This is a genomic window from Duganella sp. BJB476 (genome assembly GCF_003416895.1).
Lineage (GTDB): Bacteria > Pseudomonadota > Gammaproteobacteria > Burkholderiales > Burkholderiaceae_D > Rugamonas.
The window spans coordinates 215,162-235,959 of record NZ_QVIO01000008.1 but is presented as its reverse complement, the minus strand read 5'-3'; the positions used below and the strand labels follow the sequence as shown (position 1 = coordinate 235,959).

At 67.2% G+C, this 20,798-nt stretch carries 18 protein-coding genes; 10 read left to right on the top strand and 8 right to left on the bottom strand.

Translation table 11 applies throughout. The features are described 5' to 3' along the window. Positions 1–28 precede the first annotated feature (28 nt). The 5 genes from D0T21_RS26855 to D0T21_RS26835 all read right to left on the bottom strand — a co-directional run bounded on the left by D0T21_RS26855 (position 29) and on the right by D0T21_RS26835 (position 2,260). Positions 29–274 carry a hypothetical protein gene (locus D0T21_RS26855; protein WP_116992642.1) on the bottom strand — a complete coding sequence of 82 codons (246 nt, stop codon included), beginning with the start codon at positions 272–274 and terminating at the stop codon, positions 29–31. Positions 275–313: 39 nt separating this feature from the next. Next, complete coding sequence (locus D0T21_RS26850; protein WP_116992643.1) at positions 314–556, bottom strand: hypothetical protein; 243 nt, start codon at positions 554–556, stop codon at positions 314–316. A gap of 211 nt (positions 557–767) precedes the next feature. Then, on the bottom strand, positions 768–1,013 hold the full coding sequence (locus tag D0T21_RS26845) for a hypothetical protein (protein WP_116992640.1): 246 nt from the start codon (positions 1,011–1,013) through the stop codon (positions 768–770). A gap of 39 nt (positions 1,014–1,052) precedes the next feature. Beyond that, complete coding sequence (locus D0T21_RS26840) at positions 1,053–1,310, bottom strand: hypothetical protein (RefSeq protein ID WP_116992644.1); 258 nt, start codon at positions 1,308–1,310, stop codon at positions 1,053–1,055. Between the two features lie 143 nt (positions 1,311–1,453). Next, positions 1,454–2,260 (bottom strand): SDR family oxidoreductase, encoded by an 807-nt coding sequence (locus D0T21_RS26835; RefSeq protein ID WP_116992645.1) that lies wholly within the window; start codon positions 2,258–2,260, stop codon positions 1,454–1,456. A gap of 72 nt (positions 2,261–2,332) precedes the next feature. Here D0T21_RS26835 and D0T21_RS26830 point away from each other — a divergent pair, with 72 nt between their 5' ends. Genes D0T21_RS26830 through D0T21_RS26820 form a run of 3 tightly spaced genes read left to right on the top strand, consistent with a single transcriptional unit; the run spans position 2,333 to position 5,156 of the window. Beyond that, positions 2,333–3,961, top strand: a complete 1,629-nt coding sequence (locus tag D0T21_RS26830; RefSeq protein WP_116992646.1) for a M28 family peptidase — start codon at positions 2,333–2,335, stop codon at positions 3,959–3,961. 53 nt (positions 3,962–4,014) lie between these two features. Beyond that, positions 4,015–4,713, top strand: coding sequence for a dienelactone hydrolase family protein (locus D0T21_RS26825; protein ID WP_116992647.1), 699 nt, complete (start codon positions 4,015–4,017; stop codon positions 4,711–4,713). After that, positions 4,713–5,156: a thioesterase family protein gene (locus D0T21_RS26820; RefSeq protein WP_116992648.1), complete on the top strand. Its 444-nt coding sequence runs from the start codon at positions 4,713–4,715 to the stop codon at positions 5,154–5,156. The genes D0T21_RS26825 and D0T21_RS26820 overlap by 1 nt, the downstream gene beginning before the upstream one ends. 14 nt (positions 5,157–5,170) lie before the next feature. On the opposite strand, the gene D0T21_RS26815 is transcribed toward D0T21_RS26820, so the two are convergent. Further along, the gene (locus tag D0T21_RS26815; RefSeq protein WP_116992649.1) at positions 5,171–5,662 is read right to left on the bottom strand and encodes a DUF3016 domain-containing protein; all 492 of its coding nucleotides are present in this window, start codon (positions 5,660–5,662) and stop codon (positions 5,171–5,173) included. A gap of 217 nt (positions 5,663–5,879) precedes the next feature. Between D0T21_RS26815 and D0T21_RS26810 the strand changes: the two genes are divergently transcribed. After that, positions 5,880–7,802, top strand: coding sequence for a PhoX family phosphatase (locus D0T21_RS26810; RefSeq protein ID WP_116992650.1), 1,923 nt, complete (start codon positions 5,880–5,882; stop codon positions 7,800–7,802). 44 nt (positions 7,803–7,846) lie between these two features. Here D0T21_RS26810 and D0T21_RS26805 read toward each other — a convergent pair whose 3' ends face one another. Further along, positions 7,847–9,823, bottom strand: a complete 1,977-nt coding sequence (locus D0T21_RS26805) for an acyltransferase family protein (protein ID WP_116992651.1) — start codon at positions 9,821–9,823, stop codon at positions 7,847–7,849. A gap of 335 nt (positions 9,824–10,158) precedes the next feature. On the opposite strand from D0T21_RS26805, the gene D0T21_RS26800 reads away from it, so the two are divergent. Continuing rightward, a complete protein-coding gene (locus D0T21_RS26800) occupies positions 10,159–11,664 on the top strand; it encodes a DUF3369 domain-containing protein (RefSeq protein ID WP_116992652.1) in 1,506 nt (501 codons plus the stop codon). Between the two features lie 4 nt (positions 11,665–11,668). On the opposite strand, the gene D0T21_RS26795 is transcribed toward D0T21_RS26800, so the two are convergent. After that, on the bottom strand, positions 11,669–13,660 hold the full coding sequence (locus tag D0T21_RS26795) for a M13-type metalloendopeptidase (protein WP_116992653.1): 1,992 nt from the start codon (positions 13,658–13,660) through the stop codon (positions 11,669–11,671). A gap of 47 nt (positions 13,661–13,707) precedes the next feature. On the opposite strand from D0T21_RS26795, the gene D0T21_RS26790 reads away from it, so the two are divergent. The 5 genes from D0T21_RS26790 (at position 13,708) to D0T21_RS26770 (ending at position 20,778) form a co-directional block, all read left to right on the top strand. Beyond that, positions 13,708–14,973 (top strand): sensor histidine kinase, encoded by a 1,266-nt coding sequence (locus D0T21_RS26790; protein WP_116992654.1) that lies wholly within the window; start codon positions 13,708–13,710, stop codon positions 14,971–14,973. After that, complete coding sequence (locus D0T21_RS26785) at positions 14,960–15,742, top strand: LytTR family DNA-binding domain-containing protein (RefSeq protein ID WP_116992655.1); 783 nt, start codon at positions 14,960–14,962, stop codon at positions 15,740–15,742. Before D0T21_RS26790 ends, D0T21_RS26785 begins: the two co-directional genes overlap by 14 nt. A gap of 88 nt (positions 15,743–15,830) precedes the next feature. Further along, positions 15,831–18,308 (top strand): TonB-dependent siderophore receptor, encoded by a 2,478-nt coding sequence (locus D0T21_RS26780; protein WP_116992656.1) that lies wholly within the window; start codon positions 15,831–15,833, stop codon positions 18,306–18,308. 11 nt (positions 18,309–18,319) lie between these two features. After that, entirely contained in the window at positions 18,320–19,240 is a 921-nt protein-coding gene (locus D0T21_RS26775) for an S-adenosyl-l-methionine hydroxide adenosyltransferase family protein (RefSeq protein WP_116992657.1), read from the top strand. Positions 19,241–19,305: 65 nt separating this feature from the next. Continuing rightward, positions 19,306–20,778, top strand: coding sequence for a S41 family peptidase (locus D0T21_RS26770; protein ID WP_116992658.1), 1,473 nt, complete (start codon positions 19,306–19,308; stop codon positions 20,776–20,778). Positions 20,779–20,798: the final 20 nt, after the last annotated feature.

The following is a 20,798-nucleotide window of genomic DNA, read 5'->3' as shown; positions in this document are numbered from 1 at the left end:
TCGGGCCGAAGCCTTATTGCGTCTTGGATTACTTGCTGGCTGCTGGAGCCGATGCTGCCGGCGCCGGGGTCGATGCTGCCGGTGCGCTGGCGGCTTTGACTGCCTTGGCCTTCTTGTGATGCATTTTCTTGGCCGGTGCGCTGGCTGCTGGCGCCGATGCGGCTGGAGCCGGGGTCGATGCGGCGACGGTTGCGGAGGCCGAAGCGGCTGGAGCTTGAGCGAATGCGGCGCCTGCGAACAGGGTGGCGATCAGGGTGGCGATTACTTTTTTCATGATGTGTTTTCCTTAAAATGATTTAGATAGTTTATTTAATTACTTGGCTGCGGCCACTGGCGCGGCAACCTTGGTGTCTACTTTCGCAGCGGCGACTGGCGCTGCGACTTTGGATTCTTTGGCCTTGTGATGGACTTTGGCTTCGGTTTTGACTTCAGCCTTCGCTTCGGTTTTCAGCACGGCTGGCTTGGCGGCTGGAGCGGTGGTGGCGGCGACTGGCGCTTGTGCGAATGCTACGGTAGCGAACAAGCCGGCGATCAGGGAAGCGATAATTTTGGTCATGATGTATTTCCTTTTTCTGGGTTTCGGCATCGGGACTATCCCGTGTCGCATGAGTAAAAAACGGTGCAGCCACCCGTTCAGTTGACGCTCATTACAAGCACTTACCGACTCTTACACTCGCTTACAACTCGCCCTGCGGCCGGCTGAAATGAAAAATGCCGCCCAGCGTGAACTGGGCGGCATTCGGGCCGAAGCCGTACTGCGTCTTGGATTACTTGCTTGCTGCTGGAGCCGATGCTGCCGGCGCCGGGGTCGATGCTGCCGGTGCGCTGGCGGCTTTGACTGCCTTGGCCTTCTTGTGATGCACTTTCTTGGCCGGTGCGCTGGCTGCTGGCGCCGATGCGGCTGGAGCCGGGGTCGATGCGGCGACGGTTGCGGAGGCCGAAGCGGCTGGAGCTTGAGCGAATGCGGCGCCTGCGAACAGGGTGGCGATCAGGGTAGCGATTACTTTTTTCATGATGTGTTTTCCTTAAAATGATTTAGATAGTTTATTTAATTACTTGGCTGCGGCCACTGGCGCGGCAACCTTGGTTTCTACTTTCGCAGCGACGACCGGCGCTGCGACTTTGGATTCTTTGGCCTTGTGATGGACTTTGGCTTCGGTTTTAACATCGGCGGCTTTGACTTCAGCCTTCGCTTCGGTTTTCAGCACGGCTGGCTTGGCGGCTGGCGCGGTGGTGGCGGCGACTGGCGCTTGTGCGAATGCTGCGGTAGCGAACAAGCCGGCGATCAGGGAAGCGATAATTTTGGTCATGATGTATTTCCTTTTTCTGGGTTTCGGCATCGGGACTATCCCGTGTCGCATGAGCAAAAAACGGCGCAGCCACCCGATCAGTTGACGCCCATTACAAGCTCTTACCGACTCTTACACTCGCTTACAACTCGCCGCAGCCATCCTCAATGCGGTTTCACGTCATCCTTCAGCGCCGCCAGCGCCATGCGCTCCACCAGTCCCGGGGCGATCAGCTTCATCCAGCGCCCCAACTTGCCCTTGGCCGACATCACCACCTCGCGCCGGCGCGCCTGCATGCCGTCGACGATCAGCCGCGCGCATTCTTCCACCGGCATCGCCTTGTCCTCTTTCAGGCTGCTGCTGCCCAGCGCCCCTCCGGCCGCGTTGTAGCCGCGATAACGGATCTGCGTCGCCACCACGCCCGGATAGGCGATCGTCACGCTCACCCCGGCCGCCTTCAATTCAGCGCGCAAGGCCTCGAAGAAGCCGCTCATGGCGAACTTGCTGGCGCCGTAGGCGGTGCGCCCCGGCACCCCGACCAGCCCCGCCAGCGACGACACCGCGACGATGCTGCCGCGCGACTGCTTCAAATAAGGCAGCGCCGCATGGGTGCACCACACACTGCCCCACAGGTTGATCTTCATGAGCTCCTCGTACCAGGCCAGGTTGTCGACCTCCTCGAACAGCGCATGCGCCGAGCGGCCTGCGTTGTTGATCAGCGCATCGACGCGGCCGAAGCGCGCCACGCAGGCCGCCACCAGCGCCGTGCACTGCGCCTGCACCGAGACGTCGGTCGGCGCCACCAGCGTCTGCGCGCCGGCCGCCGCGCAATCGGCTGCCACCAGCTCCAGCGCCTCAGCGTTGCGCGCCGCCAGCACCAGCGCCACGCCGCCGCCATGGCTGCGCGCCAGCTGGCGCGCCATCTCGGCGCCGATGCCGTCCGAACTGCCGGTGATGATGATGACTTTCATAGCTCTCCTTTATTTGGGCAAGTACAGTAAGATAGCCCGCTTCTGCACCGAATCACACATTACGGAGTAAATATGCGTCTTCCAGCCCTCGCAATCGCCGCCGGCCTTGGCCTGGCTTCCCTCCACGCCGCCGCCCAGCAGGCGCCGGTGGTGACGGAAGCGCCGCTGCGCGCCCACCTGTCCTTCCTGGCCGACGACCTGTTCGAAGGCCGCGGCACCGGCCAGCGCGGCGGCGACCTCGCGGTACGCTACCTGGAAACCCAGGCCGCCATCATCGGCCTCAAGCCGCTGGCCGGCGGCGGCTATCGCATGCCGGTCAAGATCGAGGGCACCAAACTGTTGGCAAATAGCCTCGTGCGGTTCGACGCCAACGGCAAAAGCATCACGCCGCAAAACGGCAGCGAGATCGTGTTCGGCACCGCCGCCGGCAAGGCCGACATCACCATCGACGCGCCGCTGGTGTTCGTCGGCTACGGCGCCATCGCGCCGGAAGAGAAATGGGACGACTACAAGGGCGTCGACATGAAGGGCAAGATCCTGGTCATGATGGTCAACGATCCGCAGCCCACCGCCGAAGAACCGAACCGCTTCGCCGGCAAGGCCTACACCTACTACGGCCGCTGGCTGTACAAGTACGAGGAAGCGGTGCGCCAGGGCGCGGCCGGCGTGCTGCTGATCCACACCACGCCTTCCGCCTCGTATCCATGGAGCGTGCCGGCCAACGGTTTCAGTCACGAGCGCTTCCACCTGGCCGGCGCCGGCAATCCGGTCGAAGGCTGGCTGCAGGAGGAGACCGCGCGCGCGTTGTTCGCCGCCGCCGGCTTCGACCTGGACGCGCTGCGCGCCCAGGCCGAGACCCGCGAGTTCCGTCCGGTCGACCTGAAGACCAGCGTGCACGCCGAAGTCCACAGCGCGATCCGCCAGATCGAGCAGTTCAACGTGGCCGGCATCGTGCCCGGCTCGGACGCCAAGCTGAAGGCGCAGGCGGTGGTCTACTCGGCCCATTGGGACCACCTGGGCATGGACGAAGGCGTGCGCCGCGACGACCGCAGCGACCATATCTGGAACGGCGCCATCGACAACGCCTCCGGCGCCGCCGCGCTGCTGGCGATGGCGGCCGAAGCGGTCAAGCATCCGGCCAAGCGCACCCAGGTCTTCCTGTGGCCGGCCGCCGAGGAACAAGGCCTGCTGGGCAGCGCCGCCTATGTGCGCAACCCTGCCTGGCCGCTGGCGCAGACCACGGCCGACCTCAATCTGGACAGCATGAACTTCGTCGGCCTGACGCGCGACATCGGCGTCGCCGGCGCCGAGCGCAGCAGCCTGTACGAGGCTGCCGGCGCGGTGGCGCGCAAGATGGGACTGAAGCTGGCGCCGGCCATCCCCGACCTGTCCGGCGCCTACTTCCGCGCCGACCACTTCAACTTCGCCAAGGCCGGCGTGCCGGCGTTCAACGTCGGCTCGGCGGTGTTCTCCGGCGACGGCCATTTCGAGTTCGTCAAGGATCCGGAGCAATCGGCCGCGCGCCTGGTCGCGTTCAAACAAGACTACCACCAGGTCAGCGACGAATACCACGCCGACTGGGACTTGTCGGGCATGGTGCAGCAGGCGCAGTTCACGCTCAACCTCGGCTACGCGGTCGGCAACGCGCCGGCCATGCAAAGCTGGAAGGCCGGCGACGCCTTCGGCAAGGTCAAACGCTAAACCGCAAAAAAAGGTAGGATGGCCGCTCCGTCCACCCACGCATAAGGAACACCATGGAAACCAACAGCCACTGGATCGACATCGCCACCGCCGACGGCAGCTTCGGCGCCTACGTCTCGCTGCCGCGCGGCGGCAAGGGCCCGGGCATCGTGCTGTTGCAGGAGATCTTCGGCGTCAACCAGCACATCCGCAACGTCGCCGACCAGTACGCGGCCGACGGCTACGTGGTGATCGCGCCGGACCTGTTCTGGCGCCACGGCGCGCGCATCGAGCTGGGTTACGACGACGCCGGCTGGAAGCGCGCCGTCGAACTGATGAACGCCACCGACGTCGCGCTGGCGCAGTCCGACATCGCCGCCACCGTCAAGGCGCTGCGCGCGACCGACGGCGTGGCAGACAAGATCGCCAGCATCGGCTACTGCTTCGGCGGCCGCCTGTCCTACCACACGGCCGCCAACGGCCTGGTGGACGCGGCGGTGTGCTACTACGGCGGCGGCATCCACAACGCGCTGGAGCGCGCCGGCCAGATCACGGTGCCGATGCTGATGCACTTCGGCGGCGCCGACAGCCACATCCCGCCGGCCGCCGTGCAAAGCATCGCCGAGCGTTTCGAGGACAACGAGCAGGTCGAGATCCACATCTACCCGGGGGCCGAGCACGGCTTCAACTGCAACCACCGCTCCGCCTACCACCAGCGCGCCGCCGCCCAGGCGCACGGCAACACGCTGCTGTTCCTCGGCGAGCAGCTGTAATGGCCCGCCTGACGCTGGTCTTCCCGGAAGACCAATACTACTTTCAAACCCAGCTGACGGTGCGCGTGACCGACATCAACGGCGCCAACCACCTGGGCAACGACTCGATGATCTCGATGATCTCCGAGGCGCGCGCCCGCTTCCTGTACGACTTCGGCGTGCAGGAAACCGGCAGCGACGGCGTCGGCATCATCGTCACCGACCTGGCCACCACCTACAAGGCCGAAGCCCACGCGCGCGACCAGCTGCTGTTCGAGATCGGCGTGATGGACTTCAACGCCTACGGCGGCGACATCACCTTCCGCATCAGCCGCCCCAAGGACGGCAAGCTGGTGGCGATGGCCAAGTCCGGCTTCGTCTTCTTCAACTACAAAACCGGCCAGGTAACGCCGATGGCGCCGGAATTCCTGGCCAAGTTCCCCAAGGTCAACCGCCTCGACTGAGGCCGCGCCTCGGCTCAGCGCGTGGCCACCTTCGGCACGATGACCTTGTTGAACCAGTCGTCCAGCATCTGCTTTTCATAACGCAGCGTGTCGCTGTCGCTGTAGCGGCTCATGCCCTGCATGTAGTTCATGTTCGACAGCTGCTCGTCGCCGCTACGCAGCACCTTGCCATCCTGCTCCAGCGTGTAGCGCAGGTGCATGCGCGGCCAGTCGGCGCCGCCGTTCAGCACGCGGATGTCCTCGCCGCCGTTACGGCGCGGCCACATGCGGCCCGCCAGGTCGATATCCAGCACCTCGATCTTCAGGTTCTGGCCGGCCGGCAGCTTCTTGTTCAGGGTGGCGAAATAGTCGCTGAAATCCTTCAGCACGCGTTCGCGGTCGACGGCGTTGCGCGGCACGTCGGCATAGTCGTCCGGCTTGACGTAGCTGACGCTGACGTCGGCCCAGGCGGCGCTGGCCAGCAGCGCCAAAGCGGCCGCCAGCATGGTACGGGGGAGTACTCGCATTTGCTTCTCCTTCACGGTTGATGCTTTCAATATAGCCCTTTTCGCGGTCGCCGGCCCGCGCTGAATTGCTTTGTTACCGAACTTACTTTACTCCCATGTCACGCCCTTGTCATATCAAATCACTAATATTGCGCCCGTCGAGGTGAAGCCACCACCTCGCATGATGCCGCGCCCGGCGCGGCACATGGAATGGCCACTATTACAACAGGATTTCCCCATGACCGAGTCGCTCGATCTGTCCCGCCGCAGCATCCTCAAATTCTTGTCCAGTGCGCCGCTGCTGCCGCTGGCCGGCGGCAGCGCCACCGCCGCCCTGCTGGCCGCCTGCGGCGGCGGCGACACCGCCGCGCAAGCGCCGCAGCTGCTGTCCGTGACCTTCACCGGCATGGCCGCGCCGTCCCTGGGCGACGCCGCCGCCATGGCCACCACCACGGTCGGCTCGACGCTGAACCTGACCTACTCCGACGGCAAGACCCAGCCCTACTCGCTGGCTTACCAGACCTTCTTCATCACCGGCGCCAAAGTGTCCAACGGCAGCGGCGGCACCGTGCTGGCCGGCGGCTACTACGACATCAACAACCAGCCCATCGTCGACAAGACCGACGCCGCCCAGCGCCAGTTCTTCTCCGACTGCCCGGACGGCACCTCGCTGCTCAAGCTGGCCGCGCCGACCGTGGCCGGCATCAAGGGCAACACCGTGTTCGCCGTGGTGCAGTTCGAATACGCCACCCGCAACGTCAAGGGCGACTCGATGTACGGCATGCTGCCATCGCCGATCGCCGTGCTGACCCTGGACCAGGACAAGACCACCGGCGCGCTGACGCTGGTGAAATACCACAACGTCAACACGGCCGGCGTCAACGGCCTGTGGATCACCTGCGGCGCCAGCCGCTCGCCGTGGAACACCCACCTGTCGAGCGAAGAGTACGAGCCGGACGCGACCACCATCGCCAGCAACACCCAGTTCGCCGCCTTCAGCAGCAACCTGTTCGGCGACGCCACCAAGGCCAACCCTTACCACTACGGCCACATGCCGGAGATCACCGTCAACCCGGACGGCACCGGCAGCATCAAGAAGCACTACTGCATGGGCCGCATCTCGCACGAGCTGGTGCAGGTGATGCCGGACGAGCGCACCGCGCTGATGGGCGACGACGCCACCAACGGCGGCCTGTTCATGTTCGTCGCCGACAAGGCGCAGGACCTGTCCTCCGGCACGCTGTACGTCGCCAAGTGGAACCAGAAGACCGCCGAAAACGGCGGTTCGGCGACGCTGTCGTGGATCAAGCTGGGCAGCGCCACCAGCGCCGAGATCAAGGCCCTGGCCGACACCCTGAAGGCGGCCGACATCCTCAGCGCCAAGACCAGCGACCCGGCCGACGCCAGCTATACCAAGATCCCGTTCAGCGGCAAGAGCAACTGGGTCAAGATCGTGCCGGGCAAGGAAAAAGCCGCGGCCTTCCTGGAAACCCACCGCTACGCCGCGCTCAAGGGCGGCAGCATGGGCTTCACCAAGATGGAAGGCACCACCGTCAACGCCAAGGACAAGATCGCCTACAGCGCGATGAGCTACATCAACGGCGCCATGAAGGACGGCTCCGGCGGCATCAAGATCCAGGGTCCGAGCGCCGGCATCGTCTACGCGCTGAACCTGAAGGCCGGCCAGGTCGACGACACCGGCGCCGCCATCAACAGCGAATGGGTGCCGGTCGACATGGCCGCGGTGCCTGCGCTGGTGGGCGAGGACCTGGCCAAGCCCGACGTGCTGGGCAACCTGGCCAATCCGGACAAGATCGCCAATCCGGACAACATCAAGTTCTCGGAAAAGCTGCGCACGCTGTTCATCGGCGAAGACAGCGGTATGCACGTCAACAACTTCCTGTGGGCCTACAACGTCGACACCAAGGCGCTGACGCGCATGCTGTCGACCCCGGCCGGCGCCGAGTCGACCGGCCTGCACGCGGTCGACGACATGAACGGCTTCGCCTACATCATGAGCAACTTCCAGCATCCGGGCGACTGGGACTCGGCGCTGCACGGCAAGGTGCAGACCACGCTGGACCCGCTGATCCGCGCCAACTACCGCGACCGCTTCGGCGCCGCCGTCGGCTACCTGACCGGCTTCCCGACCCTGAGCTAAGCCGTTGAACTAGTTACCCCAGCTGTCCCGGCCCGCAACGAGCGTCACGCTCCTTGCGGGCTTTTTTCATGGCGCGGCAGCACGGCGTCCAGCGCCGGCCTGCCGTTGCGGGCCAGGTACTGGGCGCCGAACAGGCTCAGGTGATTGATGTCGGCGTACAGGATGCGCTCGCCGTCCAGGGTCTTGCAGACCTTGCCGGGACACAGCACCGGGAACGGGTCGAACACCGCCACCCCGGACTGCGCCAGCAGCGGCAGCATGCGGCTGCGGTAGCCGCCGTCGTTGTCCGCGGCGGTCCCGGCCGGCACGTCGCACAGCCGCTTGCTGGTCAACGTGACCGGCCGCGCGATACAGGAGCGCGGCTTGCTGCCGGTCGGCGGCGCCAGCAACATCACCACCTTCAGGCCGCGCGCCTGGTACTGCGCCACCGTGCGGGCGAAGGCCCGGTCGAAGGAAGCGGCGGTCTCGACCTGCGGTCCCAGCTCTTGGTGGTCGACATACGCCGGCCAGTGTCCCGCCAGGATCACGGTGCGCAGCGACGGCGTGCGCTGCAGATAGCCGGCCACGGCCTGGCTGAAGGCGCGGCAGTCCGGCCGGCCGTAGTCGGCCAGCACCGGGCAGCCGCCCATGCCGATCTGGACGAAGCGCATGGCGTCGGCGCCGCGCGCATGCTCGGCCAGCATGGGCGCATAGGCGTTCGAAAAGCTGTCGCCGACCAGCAGGGTGTCGGGCGGGCGCGCGCCGGCGTTGCCGGCGTTGCACCAGCCGCCGTCGAAGCCGGCGCCCAGCATCGGCTGGCAGCTTTGCTTGTACGGATAGTCGAAGCGGTTGAGGCTGTTGCGCAGCTGCGCCGTTTGCACCCCCGCCCGTCCCAGCTCGACCGGATGCAGGCCGAGGCCGGCCAGGCAGGCCAGCGCCGCGCCCAGCAGCACCGTCTTGCGCGCGCCGTGGCCGCCGTAGCGCAGCGGCTGCTCCACCAGGCGCCAGGTCAGCCAGGCCAGCACAAAGCTCAGGATCACGGCCGCGTTGCGTTCACCGATCGGCAGCTCGTCGAGGATGCGCGCAAACGCCAGCAGCGGCCAGTGCCACAGGTACAGCGGATAACTGATCTTGCCGATCCAGCGCAGCGGCCGGCTGCCGAGCAGATGGCGGTTGATCCAGGCCTGCGGTCCGGCCATGATCAGCAGCACGCCGCCCAGCACCGGCAGCAGCGCCCACCAGCCGGGATAGGCCTGCGCCTTGCTCAAGCCGGCGGCGCTGCCGAGCAGCAGCGCCAGGCCGGCGGCCGCGCACAGATTGCCGCCCGGCGCGGCGCGCCGCGTCGCCGGCGCCGGCGCCGGCGCCAGGCCAGCGCGCCACTGCGCGTGCGCCAGCAGCGCGCCGGCCAGCAATTCCCACAGCCGCGTCTGCGGCAGGAAGAAGGTGCGGGCCGGATGGGCGTCGACCCCGGCCACGTTCAGCCCGAACGACAGCAGCGCCAGGCCGCCGACCACGACGGCCAGGTTCCAGCCGCGCCGCCAGGCGGCCCAGACCAGCAGCGGAAACGCCAGGTAGAACTGTTCCTCGACGGCCAGCGACCACAGATGCATCAGCGGCTTGAGCTCGGAGGCATTGTCGAAATAGCCGGACTCGCGATACAGCACCAGGTTTTGCACGAAGCCGGCGCTGGCGGCGGTATGGCGCGCCAGCTGGGCGAATTCGTCGTCCAGCAGCGCCACCGCGCCGAAGCCGTAGCACACCGCCAGCACCAGCACCAGGGCCGGGAAGATGCGTCGCACGCGGTGGCCGTAAAAGCTGGCGAAGCTGAAAGCGTCATGCTGCAGGCCGCGGTAGATGATGTGGGAAATCAGGTAGCCGGAAATGACAAAGAACACGTCGACGCCGATAAAGCCGCCGCGCAACTTGTCGGGAAAGGCGTGGTAGAACACCACCGCCAGGACCGCCAGGGCGCGCAGCCCGTCGATGTCGGGGCGGTAAGGCAGGGCGGAGTGGGACGGACGGGCAGCGGAAATGACAGACATCGATTGAAGTTGCAAATGAGAAAGTTGCTATTTTACATTTATTTGGCACGGCCTCTGCGGCGGCGATGGCGGCCTGTCACACTCCGGTAAAAATAATTCTCATGGAGATAGCAATATTGCCAAAAACGAAGTATTGTTTCGGCTGCACCTAAGCGTTACAGAAGACTAACGCTGCGCCGTCGCGCTCCAGCGCGCCGTACAATCAGAGCGCCCGGAAACGCTGCGGGAGTGTTGTGCAAAGCAACAGGAATTTTTGTTGCCTGTTGTTAAGAGCAGTGGGTAAGACTACAATCGAAAAACTATTTTGGTAGTGCCATTTTGCGGAACCCGTCCCTATGTCTTTTTTGTCTTCTGCCTCGCCTAAGCTAGCGCCCTGGAAAGTCCTGTTGGTCGACGACGAACCGGACATCCATGACATTACAAAACTGACGCTGAGCCGCTTCCGCCTCGACGGCCGCGCCCTGAGCTTCGTGCACGCCTACAGCGGCGCCGAAGCCAAGGAAGTGCTGGCGCGCGAAACCGACATCGCCCTGGTGTTCCTCGACGTGGTGATGGAAAAGGAAGACAGCGGCCTGGAAGTGGCGCGCTGGATGCGCCAGGACCTCGACAACCAGTTCACCCGCATCGTGCTGCGCACCGGCCAGCCCGGCCAGGCTCCCGAGGAACGCGTGATCGTCAACTACGACATCAACGACTACAAGGAAAAGACCGAGCTCGACCGCACCAAGCTGTTCACCACCACCTTCGCCGCGCTGCGCGCCTACCGTGACATCATGAAGGTCGAGGAAGCCCGCCGCCAGCAACTGAACTACCGCGAAGGCCTGGAGCGCGTGATCGCCGCCTCGGCCCACATCTTCCAGCAGCGTAATTTAAAAGACTTCGCCAACGGCCTGCTGCAGCAGGTGGTGGCGCTGCTGCGCCTGGAACACAGCATGCTGCTGCGCCTGCGCGGCGCCACCGCCATCAGCGGCGAGAACGACTACGAAATCCTGGCCCAGATCGGCGACGAGGACGGCACCCTGCTGGACGCCGCCGTGCTGGCCCAGCTCGACGCCGCCAAGAGCAACAAGATCTCGCGCGTCGAAGGCGACACCTATATCGGCTACTTCCCCAACAGCAGCGGCAAGGCTTCGCTGCTGGTGCTCAAGGGCGTCGAGGAAATCTCCGAGATCGACACCAAGCTGCTGGAAGTGTTCTGCTCCGGCGTCGCCATCGCCTTCGACAACATCCTGCTGACCCAGGAAATCACCGACACCCAGGCCGAGCTGATCCTGCGCCTGGGCGACGTGGTCGAGTCGCGCTCCAACGAGGCGGGCAACCACGTGCGCCGCATGTCGGAAGTGTGCTACCTGCTGGCCCAGGCCTCCGGCATGCCGGAAGACGAAACCGCCGTGCTGCGCCACGCCGCGCCGATGCACGACATCGGCAAGATCGCCACGCCGGACGCGGTGCTGCTCAAGCCGGGCAAGCTCGACGCGGCCGAGTGGGAAATCATGAAGCAGCACCCGACCGTCGGCCTGTCCATCCTCGACGGCTCGCAGCGCCCGATCCTGAAGGCGGCCGCCGTGATCGCCCACCAGCACCACGAAAAATTCGACGGCAGCGGCTACCCGCAAGGCCTGAAGGGCCACGACATCCACCTCTACGCGCGCATCGTCGCCGTGGCCGACGTGTTCGACGCGCTGATGCACAAGCGCTGCTACAAGGAAGCCTGGCCGATCGACAAGGTGGTAGAGCACCTGCGCGAAGTGGCCGGCCATCACCTCGACCCGCTGTATGTCGACCTGCTGTGCCAGAACATCGACAAGGCGGTCGCCATCAACGAGCGCTTCCCCGACTAAGACCTCACCACACGCGCACCCGCTGCGCCGGCGCCAGGTACCAGCCCTGGCCCGGCGCGACGTCGTACGCCGCCTGCCAGGCATCGAGGTTGCGCAGCGCCGCCACCCGGTACATCGACGGCGGCACCGGACTTTCCTCCACCAGATCCCGCAATGCCGGCTCGCTGTAGCGCGCCCGCAGCCCGCGCGCATAGGCGCTGAAGAAGCGCTGGTCGGCCGCCTTGAGGTCGGACGGCGGCGCCTTCAGCGATGCCTTCACCGACGCGTGCCAGGCGTCGTAGGCGGCCTGCACGCCGGCCAGGTCGGCCACGTTGGAGCCCAGCGTCAATTGACCGTTCAAGGCCAGGCCGGGCAACGGCTGATACGCGCCATATTGCGGCGCCAGCGGCGCCGCCGCGCCGTCGAAGCCGGCCTTGTCGGCCGCGCTCCACCAGCTGCGCGCGCGGCCCTGCGCATCGAAGCGCCCACCCTTGTCGTTCAGCGTCAGGCTGATGTAGTAGCCGACCTTGGCGCCTATCGTCGCGTAATTGGCGGCGTCGTCGCCGTCGGCGTCGAACATCGGCTGCTGCAGCGCTACCACCGGTATCGTCAGCGCATTCTGCAGCGGCATGCGGTTGTAGCCGAATAGTTCACCGCCCAGTATCCAGTCGTCGCGGTCGACCGCGCGCCCCAGCCTGGCCACCTCGTAGCGGTAGTTGTAGGCTTCGGCGCGCAGCGCGTTGCCCACCGCGTCGTCCACGCGCAGCTCCAGTCCATCGCTGCCGCGCCAGTGGCCGGGGTGGCCGACGCCGATGCGCAAGTTGCGCAGCTTGGCGTGCGCCTCGGCCCTGGTGGCCGGCGTCATCCAGTTTAGCTGGTCGATGCGGCGGTCGAACGCGGCCGCCACGTTGACGGCGATCTCGCGCACCCTGGCCTGCGCGCGCGGGCTGAAATAGCGCTCGCTGTACAGCCGTCCGGCGCCCGGCACCACGGTGTTGGTCTGGTTGACCGCGTGCCGCCAGAGCGGCAGGTGCTCGCCCGGCCCGAGGAACAGCGGATCGTAGAATGCGAAATAACGCTCCGCCAGCGCCTTCGGCAGGAAGCGCGCCGACTGGTTGAGCGCATGGAAGCTCAGGTAGTCGCGCCACACGTCCAGCGGCGTGGCCGGCACCAGCGCGGCGATGGCGCTGACCGCGCCGGCCTGCCAGACGCCGAAACGCTGCTGCGCCGACAAGCCGGCGGCGTCGAAATACGCGGCCCAGTCCAGGCCCGGCGCCCGGTCCGCGAACTGGTTGCGGCGCCATACCTGATCTGCCTGCGCCAGGTCGGCCGACGCCTGCGGGCTTGCCTGCGCGCCGGCGATGCGGGTCTCCAGCGCGACGATGCGCGCCGCCCGGCCGGCGGCGTCGGCAAAGCCGGCCTGCTCCAGCATGGCGGCCACGTAATCGCGGTAGGCCGCCAGCACCGCTTTCTGGCCGGGGTTGTCGGCCAGGTAGAAGCTGCGGTCCGGCAGTCCCAGCCCGCCCTGCAGCAGGTAGGGCATGTAGTGCGTGGTGTCGTGCAGGCCGGGCGCGACCCACAGGCCGAACAGGTTCTCGCTGGCGGTCTTGCCCAGGTTGAGCGGATCGACGTCGGTGCGCAGTTGCGCGCCGAGGAAGCCGGCCAGCGCGCCAGCGTCGCCCAGCGCGGCGATCTGGCGCAGCAACGGCTGCAGCGGCGCCAGGCCGCGCGCCTCGATGCCGGCGGTGTCCATCTGCGCCGCGTAGTAGATACCGACGCGCCGCACGGCCGGATCGGCGGCGTCCCGCGCCGCCGCGTACAGCGCCGCCATCCTGGCCTCGTTGTCGGCGTTCAGTTGCGTGTAGACGGTCCAGGCGCCGGCGTCGGCGGGGAGCACGGCGGTGGCGCTCCAGCCGTCGTTGACGTAGCGGTAGAAATCGTCGCCAGGCTGGCTGGCGGCATGCGCGCCGGCGGCGGCCAGCGCCAGCAGCGCGGTGGCGAGGGAATGCTGTTTCATGCGATGTCCTTCAAGCGGAGGTTGAGTGGGATGCGGCGACGGCCAGTATGAGCAGGCCCGCCCGCCGCGCGGCGGCGGTTGTGGCGAAACGCCGCCGCCGTGTGGCCAACGGCCGCCGGCGCCGTCCGGAGGCCGCCGCTGCGCTGCTATACTCAGCCGCCATGAACGCCACCCCCGCCACCCACCTGCCCGGCCTTGCCGGATTCGCCGCCGCGCCCTGGTGGCTGCGCGGGCTGACGGTGTTCGCGCTGAACCTCGCGGTGTGGATCGCGCTCAGCGCGCTCGGCGCGCTGACTTCGCTCAACGACGACCTGCGGCACGGCCTGCACGGCAGCTACTGGCTGATCTTCGCCGCTGCCTGCAAGGGCTCGACCATGCTGGCCGGCCTGAGCTTCGTGCTGTACACCTGCTTCAGCCGCTGGCCGCGCCTGATCGCCGGCCCGGCCGGCATCGCCGCCTGCTACGGCCTGATGCTGCTGCTGTTCCTGCCGCTGCAGTTGATGTTCCTGGCGCGGCTGTACCTGCGGGACGACAGCGCCGATGCGCCCGGCGGCGCCGACCTGGTCGGCGCGATCGACCAGGTGGCCTCGCTGCTGCACGTGTCGTCGGTGACGGCGGTCTACATCGCGGTGGTGGCCTTGAAGCTCTGGCAGCAAAGCCACGCGCGGGCGCGCGAGGCCGCGCAGGCGCGGGCGGACAGCCTGGCGCTGCGGCTGGCTCTGGAGCAGCAGCGCGGCCTGGCGCTGCGCGCCCAGCTGGAGCCGCACTTCATGTTCAACGCGCTGGGCGCCATCGTCGCGCTGGTGCGCGACGATGGCAAGCAGGTGGCGCTCGACGGCCTGCACCATCTGAGCGACCTGCTGCGCTACGCGCTCAACGCCGGCGAGGTGGAATGGGTGGGCTTCGACGACGAACTGCGCTTCGTGCAGGACTACCTGGACTTGCAGCGGCTGCGCTACGGCGAGCGCCTGCAGCTGCGCATCAGCGGCGTCGACGCCGGCCTGCTGGGCTGCGACTGCCCGCCGCTGCTGCTGCAGCCGTTGGTGGAAAACGCCCTGCGCCACGACCTCGACCTGCACGAACAGGGCAGCGACATCCACCTCGCCTTCGCCCGCGCCGACGGCCACGTCGCCATCACGATCAGCAACCGCATGCACGCCGGCGCGGCCGTCAATCCCGGCGCCGGCCTGGGCCTGCGCAATATCACCGACCGCCTGTGGCTGGCCTACGGCGCCGCCGCCACCCTGCGCTACGGCGTGGCGGGCGAGCGCTTCGAAGTCCACCTGCGGATACCCGACCATGCTCCCGCCTGAGCAGCCACCGTTCCGCGTGCTGATCGTCGACGACGAGGATGGCGCGCGCGCCAACCTGCGCCACGCGCTGGCCGCGCACGCCGGCTGGCATCTGGTGGGCGAATGCGCCAACGCCCACCAAGCGCGCAGCGTGCTGGCGGCGACTGCGGTCGACGTGCTGCTGCTGGACATACAGATGCCCGGCGAATCGGGCCTGGAGCTGGCGCGCGACCTGTGCCGGCAGCCGGAACCGCCGCTGGTGCTGTTCGTGACCGCCTACGAGCGCCACGCGATCGAGGCCTTCGACGTGCACGCGCTGGACTATCTGCTCAAACCGTGCAGCGAGCGCCGCCTGGGCCAGGCGCTGGCGCGCGCCGCGCAACTGCTGGCGCTGCGCCAGCGCGGCCCCTATGGCCGCGCCGTGCAGGCATGGCTGGACGCCGGCGACGCCGGCCAGCCCAGCTACCTCAGTCAATTGACGGTGCGCTCGATCGGCCAGCTCGAATGCATCGCGCTGGCCGACGTCCTGTGGATCGGCAGCGCCGACAACTACGTCGAACTGCATACCGGCGAGCGCGTGATCCTGCACCGCATGGCGCTGAGCCGGCTGGCCGAGCGGCTCGATCCGCAGGTCTTCGCGCGGGTGCACCGCTGCACCATGGTGCGCATCGACCAGTTGCAATCGCTGGCCGTGGTCGGCGACGGCAGCTATCTGCTGACCCTGCGCTGCGGCGACCAGGTGGCCGTCAGCGAGCGCTACGTGCAGCAGCTGCGCGCCCATTGCGGCTGAACCCGCATAAGCATATGTGCAATAGGTCTTTGTTAAACTGAATTCCTTGCCCGTAAGATCGTAGTCCGGTCCACGCAAGGAATTCACGATGCCACGCAGCCAGTACCCGCACGCCCTCCCCCATTTGCCTTTGCGCCGCAGCGTGCTCGCCTGCGCGCTGCTGCTGGCCGCCTTGCCCGAGGCGCAGTCGCAGCAGGCCGGCGACGCCGCCATCGACCAGGTCACCGTGGTCGGCTCGCGCGCCCGCAACCGCACCGTGTACGACAGCGCCGTGCCGATCGACCGCTTCGGCCAGCGCGAGGTGGAGAACGCCCTGTCCAGCGGCGAGCTGGGCGCGGCCCTGCAGAACCTGGCGCCATCGATCAACTTCCCGCGCATCGAATCGAGCGGCGCCTCGGACTCGGTGCGCGGCATCCAGTTGCGCGGGCTGGCGCCGGACCAGGTGCTGGTGCTGATCAACGGCAAGCGCCGCCACACCAGCGCCGTGCTCGACACCGAGAGCAGCTTCGCCGGCACCGTGCCGGTCGACGTCAACGCCATCCCGCCCGGCGCCATCGACCACATTGAAATCCTGCGCGACGGCGCCGGCGCCCAGTACGGCAGCGACGCCGTGGCCGGCGTCATCAACATCGTGCTGAAAAACGCCCGCAGCGGCGGCTCGGCCTCGGTCGGCTACGGCGCCAACCACACCGACTTCAAGCCCACCAACGAGACCAAGACCGACGGCCAGACCAAGACCGCCAGCGCCGACTACGGCCTGCCGCTGGGCGACGCCGGCTTTGTGCGCTTCGGCTTCGACGCCCGCAGCCGCGCGCCGACCCAGCGCGCCGGCTTCAGCGACGCCGGCTGGACCTCGTGGAACGCGACCCCGGCCGACCTGGCGCTGGACGGCAAGGTGGTGTTCAAATCCGGCGATTCGCACCAGAACAACAACTACCTGTTCTACAACGCCCTGCTGCCGCTGGCGAACGGCGTCGACGCCTATTCCTTCGCCACCGTCAACCAGCGCAAGTCCGACGGCAGCGCCTACTTCCGCTATCCGGGCGACCCGTCCAACGTGCCGGCGCTGTACCCGGCCGGCTACCGTCCGGTGACCAAGGGCGACATGAGCGACACCAGCCTGGTGGCCGGCGCGCGCTTTGCCGGCGCCGGCTGGAACTGGGACCTGAGCGCCCGCCACGGCGGCAACCTGTTCCGCTACGACCTCGATCATTCGGCCAACGCCTCGCTGGGCGCGCTGAGCCCGACCAGCTTCCACCTGGCCAGCTTCGACTTCCGCCAGAACGCGCTCAACGCCGACCTCACACGCGAACTCGACCTGGGCCTGGGCGCGCCCGTCAACCTGGCGCTGGGCGCCGAGTACATGCACGAGACCTACCGCAGCTCGCCGGGCGACGCCGCCTCCTACGCGGCAGGCCCCATCGTCGATGCGCCGCCAGGCGCGCAGGCCGGCCCCGGCTTGCGCCCGCAGGACGCCTTCGACGGCAGCCGTTCGATCAGCTCGGTGTACGCCGATGTGGAGAGCGATCTCACCAGCCGCCTGCTGCTGGGCGCGGCCGCCCGCTATTCGGACTACAGCGACTTCGGCAGCGCCAGCACCGGCAAGCTGTCCGCGCGCTACAAGCTGAGCGACACCTTCCTGCTGCGCGGCTCCTTGTCCAACAGCTTCCGTGCGCCGGCGCTGGTGCAGACCGGCTTCCGCTTCTCCACGCTCAACTTCAACAGTGACGGCAGCGGCTTGCAGACCGCCTCGCTGCTGCCGGCCAGCGATCCGCTGGCGCGCAGCTTCGGCGCCGAAGCGTTGAAGCCGGAGAAATCGACCAACCTGTCGCTGGGCCTGGCGTGGCGTCCGCAGCGCAACACCAGCTTCACGCTGGACGCCTACCGCATCAAGATCCGCGACCGCATCACCCGCACCAGCGACCTGCAAAGCGATGCCGCCACCGCGTATCTGGCGGCTATCGGCCGCAGCGACATCCAGTCGGTGGCCTACCTGGCCAACCTGCTCGACACCAGCACCACCGGCCTGGACGCGGTGCTGAACCACGACCTGTCCTTCGCCGGCGGCAAGCTGGACCTGAACGCCGCGCTCAACCTGAACAAGACCCGCATCGACCGCGTGCGGCAAAGCTCGGCCGCGCTGGCCAACATCGATCCGTCGCTGACGCTGCTGACCGACACCAGCCTGTACCGCATCCGCCACGCCTCGCCGACCAGCAAGCTGGTGCTGAGCGCCGACTGGCAGGCCGCACGCTGGAGCCTGCTGGCGCGCGCCACCCGCTTCGGCGCGCTGAAGGATTTCTCGTACGACCAGGAAGCGCCCCTCGACGACGGCGTGCATGCGCAATCGTTCGGCGCGGTGTGGTCGGTGGACCTGGAGGCGCAGGTCAAGCTGACCAAACAGCTGACCTTGGCCGTCGGCGGCGACAACATCCTCGACCGCTACCCGGAGCGCGTGCGCCAGACCAACAACGCCACCTACGGCGGCGCGCTGCCGTACAACTTCATCAACCCGATCGGCGTCAACGGCGCATACTTCTACGGCCGCCTGCGCTACACATTCTAAAAAAGGATTCCATGAAGCTCACCCGCATCTCCAAACTGTTCGCCGCCGTCTGCATGAGTACGCTGATGGCCGCGCAAGTCCACGCCAGCAACGCCCTGGTGCTGCTGACCGACTTCGGCACCTCGGACGGCGCCGTCTCCGCCATGCACGGCGTGGCCTACGGCGTCGATCCGAAGTTGAACGTCTCCGACCTGACCCACAACATCCCCGACTACGACATCTGGCTGGGCGCCTACCGCCTGTACCAGACCGCCAACTACTGGCCGCAAGGCAGCGTGTTCGTCGCCGTGGTCGATCCGGGCGTGGGCACCACCCGCAAGTCGGTGGTGTTGAAAACCAAAGAGGGCCGCTACTTCGTCGGCCCCGACAACGGCCTGTTCACGCTGATCGCCGAGCGCGACGGCGTGGCCGAGCTGCGCGAGATCGACGAGAAGGTCAACCGCCTGGCCGGCTCCGGCGAGTCCTACACCTTCCACGGCCGCGACGTCTACGCCTACGTCGGCGCGCGGCTGGCATCGGGCGCGATCAGCTTCGAGCAGGTCGGCCCGGTGCTGCCCAGTGAATCGGTGGTGAAGATCGCTTACCAGAAGGCGGCCCGCCAGGGCAACGTCGTGCGCGGCATCATCCCGGTGCTGGACATCAAGTACGGCAATGTCTGGACCAATATCCCGAAAGCGCTGTTCGACGAGCTGGGCATCGGCGTGCACGACCGCGTGCAGGTGCGCATCCTGCACAAGGGCAAGCAAGTGGACAAGGTGGTGGCGCCGTTCGAGCACACCTTCGGCGGCGTCGCGCAGGGCAAACCTCTGGTCTATTTGAACAGCCTGCTGGACGTGGCGGTCGCCGTCAGCCAGGGCAACTACGCCAAACAGCACCACATCGATTCGGGCGTGGACTGGGAGGTCGAAATCAGCAAGGCCGCCGCGAAATAAGCCGTACCGCCAGACGCGTAGTTGAGTTACCATCCTGGCAACTCAACTACGCGTCGGCGCCGTTCATGACCTTCAATCCCAAGTTTAGTCTCAGCATTCTGCCGCTGGCATTCGCGGCATCGGCAGCCTCCGCGGCAACGACCGCCGCCACCGACTGGAGCGCGGTCGCCCAGGCCGACATGAAGTTCGCCATCGACGCCGTGCGCAGCAACCATGCCGGCGCCGTCAGCGGTCAGATCGACGTCACCGCGCCGCTGGAGGCCGGCAGCCGCGCCGGCATGATCGAAGCCGCCAACGCCAGGACCGAACAAGACTACCGCCGCGCACTGGTGCGCTTCATCAACGGCTTCGGCGATCCGCACACCGGCATCCAGATGCGCCTGCCGACGCGCGCGTGGACCGGCGTGGTGCTCGACCATAGCGACGGCGGCTACCGCGTCATCTGGTCCGAGCCGAACTGGCCAAACCCGCTGCCGCCGCGCGGCGCCACCGTGCAAAGCTGCGACGGCGTCTGGATCGGCACCTACCTGAAAAGCAATGTCGCCCCGTTCAGCAACCAGAGCCTCGAATATGCGACCACGCCAAGCGAGCTGGCCCGCCAGTCCATGTTCGACATCGGGCTGGGCTGGACGCCGCAACGCTGCACCTTCCAGCTCACCGGCGGCGCCGTGCGCGAATTCGCGCTGCCGCTGCGCGCCATCGAGGACGGCATCGGCAAGGCCCGCCTGGGCGAGGTGCAGCAGCGCTACACCGCCCAGGCGCGCGCGGTCGGCCTGACGCCGCTGGCGGCGGACATGCAATGGGTGGCCATGCCGAACTTCAACGGCGGCATCTCCGCCGACGCCTACGGAAAACTCTACCAGCAACTGGCCGCGCTCAAGCACACTGGATGGGTCGTGTTCGACCTGCGCGGCAACGGCGGCGGCGATTCCAGCTGGGGCAACCGCGCGCTGCAGGCGCTATACGGCCAGGCTTATGGCGAACAACTGGGCCGCACCTCGTCCCACACCAAATCCCAGATTGCCTCGCCGGCGGCGATCGCGCTATTCGAGCGCTACGCCAGCCTGCCGCAGTTCGCCGCCGCCAAGCCCATGTTCGACGACTCCATCGCCAAGATGAAGGCGGCGCTGGAACGCGGCGAGCCGCTGGCGCGCGTAGAAGAAATGTCGATGGAACAGGCCGGTGCGCTGGCGGCGGCGGTGCGCAAGCGCCCGTCGGGTCCGCGCATCGCCGCCGTGATCGACCGTGGCTGCTTCAGCTCCTGCATGAATTTCCTGCAGCAGATCAGCGCCATCGCCGACACCGTGGTGCTGGGCGAGCCGACCATCGGCTATTCGCCTTACGGCGAGATCGGCCCGTACAAGCTCCCCAGCGGCAATGGCGTTCTCGCCTTGCCGTCGGCCATCTACGCCGGCGCGCAGGCCACGCGCGAGCCGTTCGTGCCGTCCCTGCGCTACGGCGGCGACATGGCCGACGAGGCCGCCCTGAAGGTGTGGGTGAAGGCGACGCTGGCTGCCATCAAGCCGACGGCCCGCTAGCCGCGCCGGCGGGCCCGGGC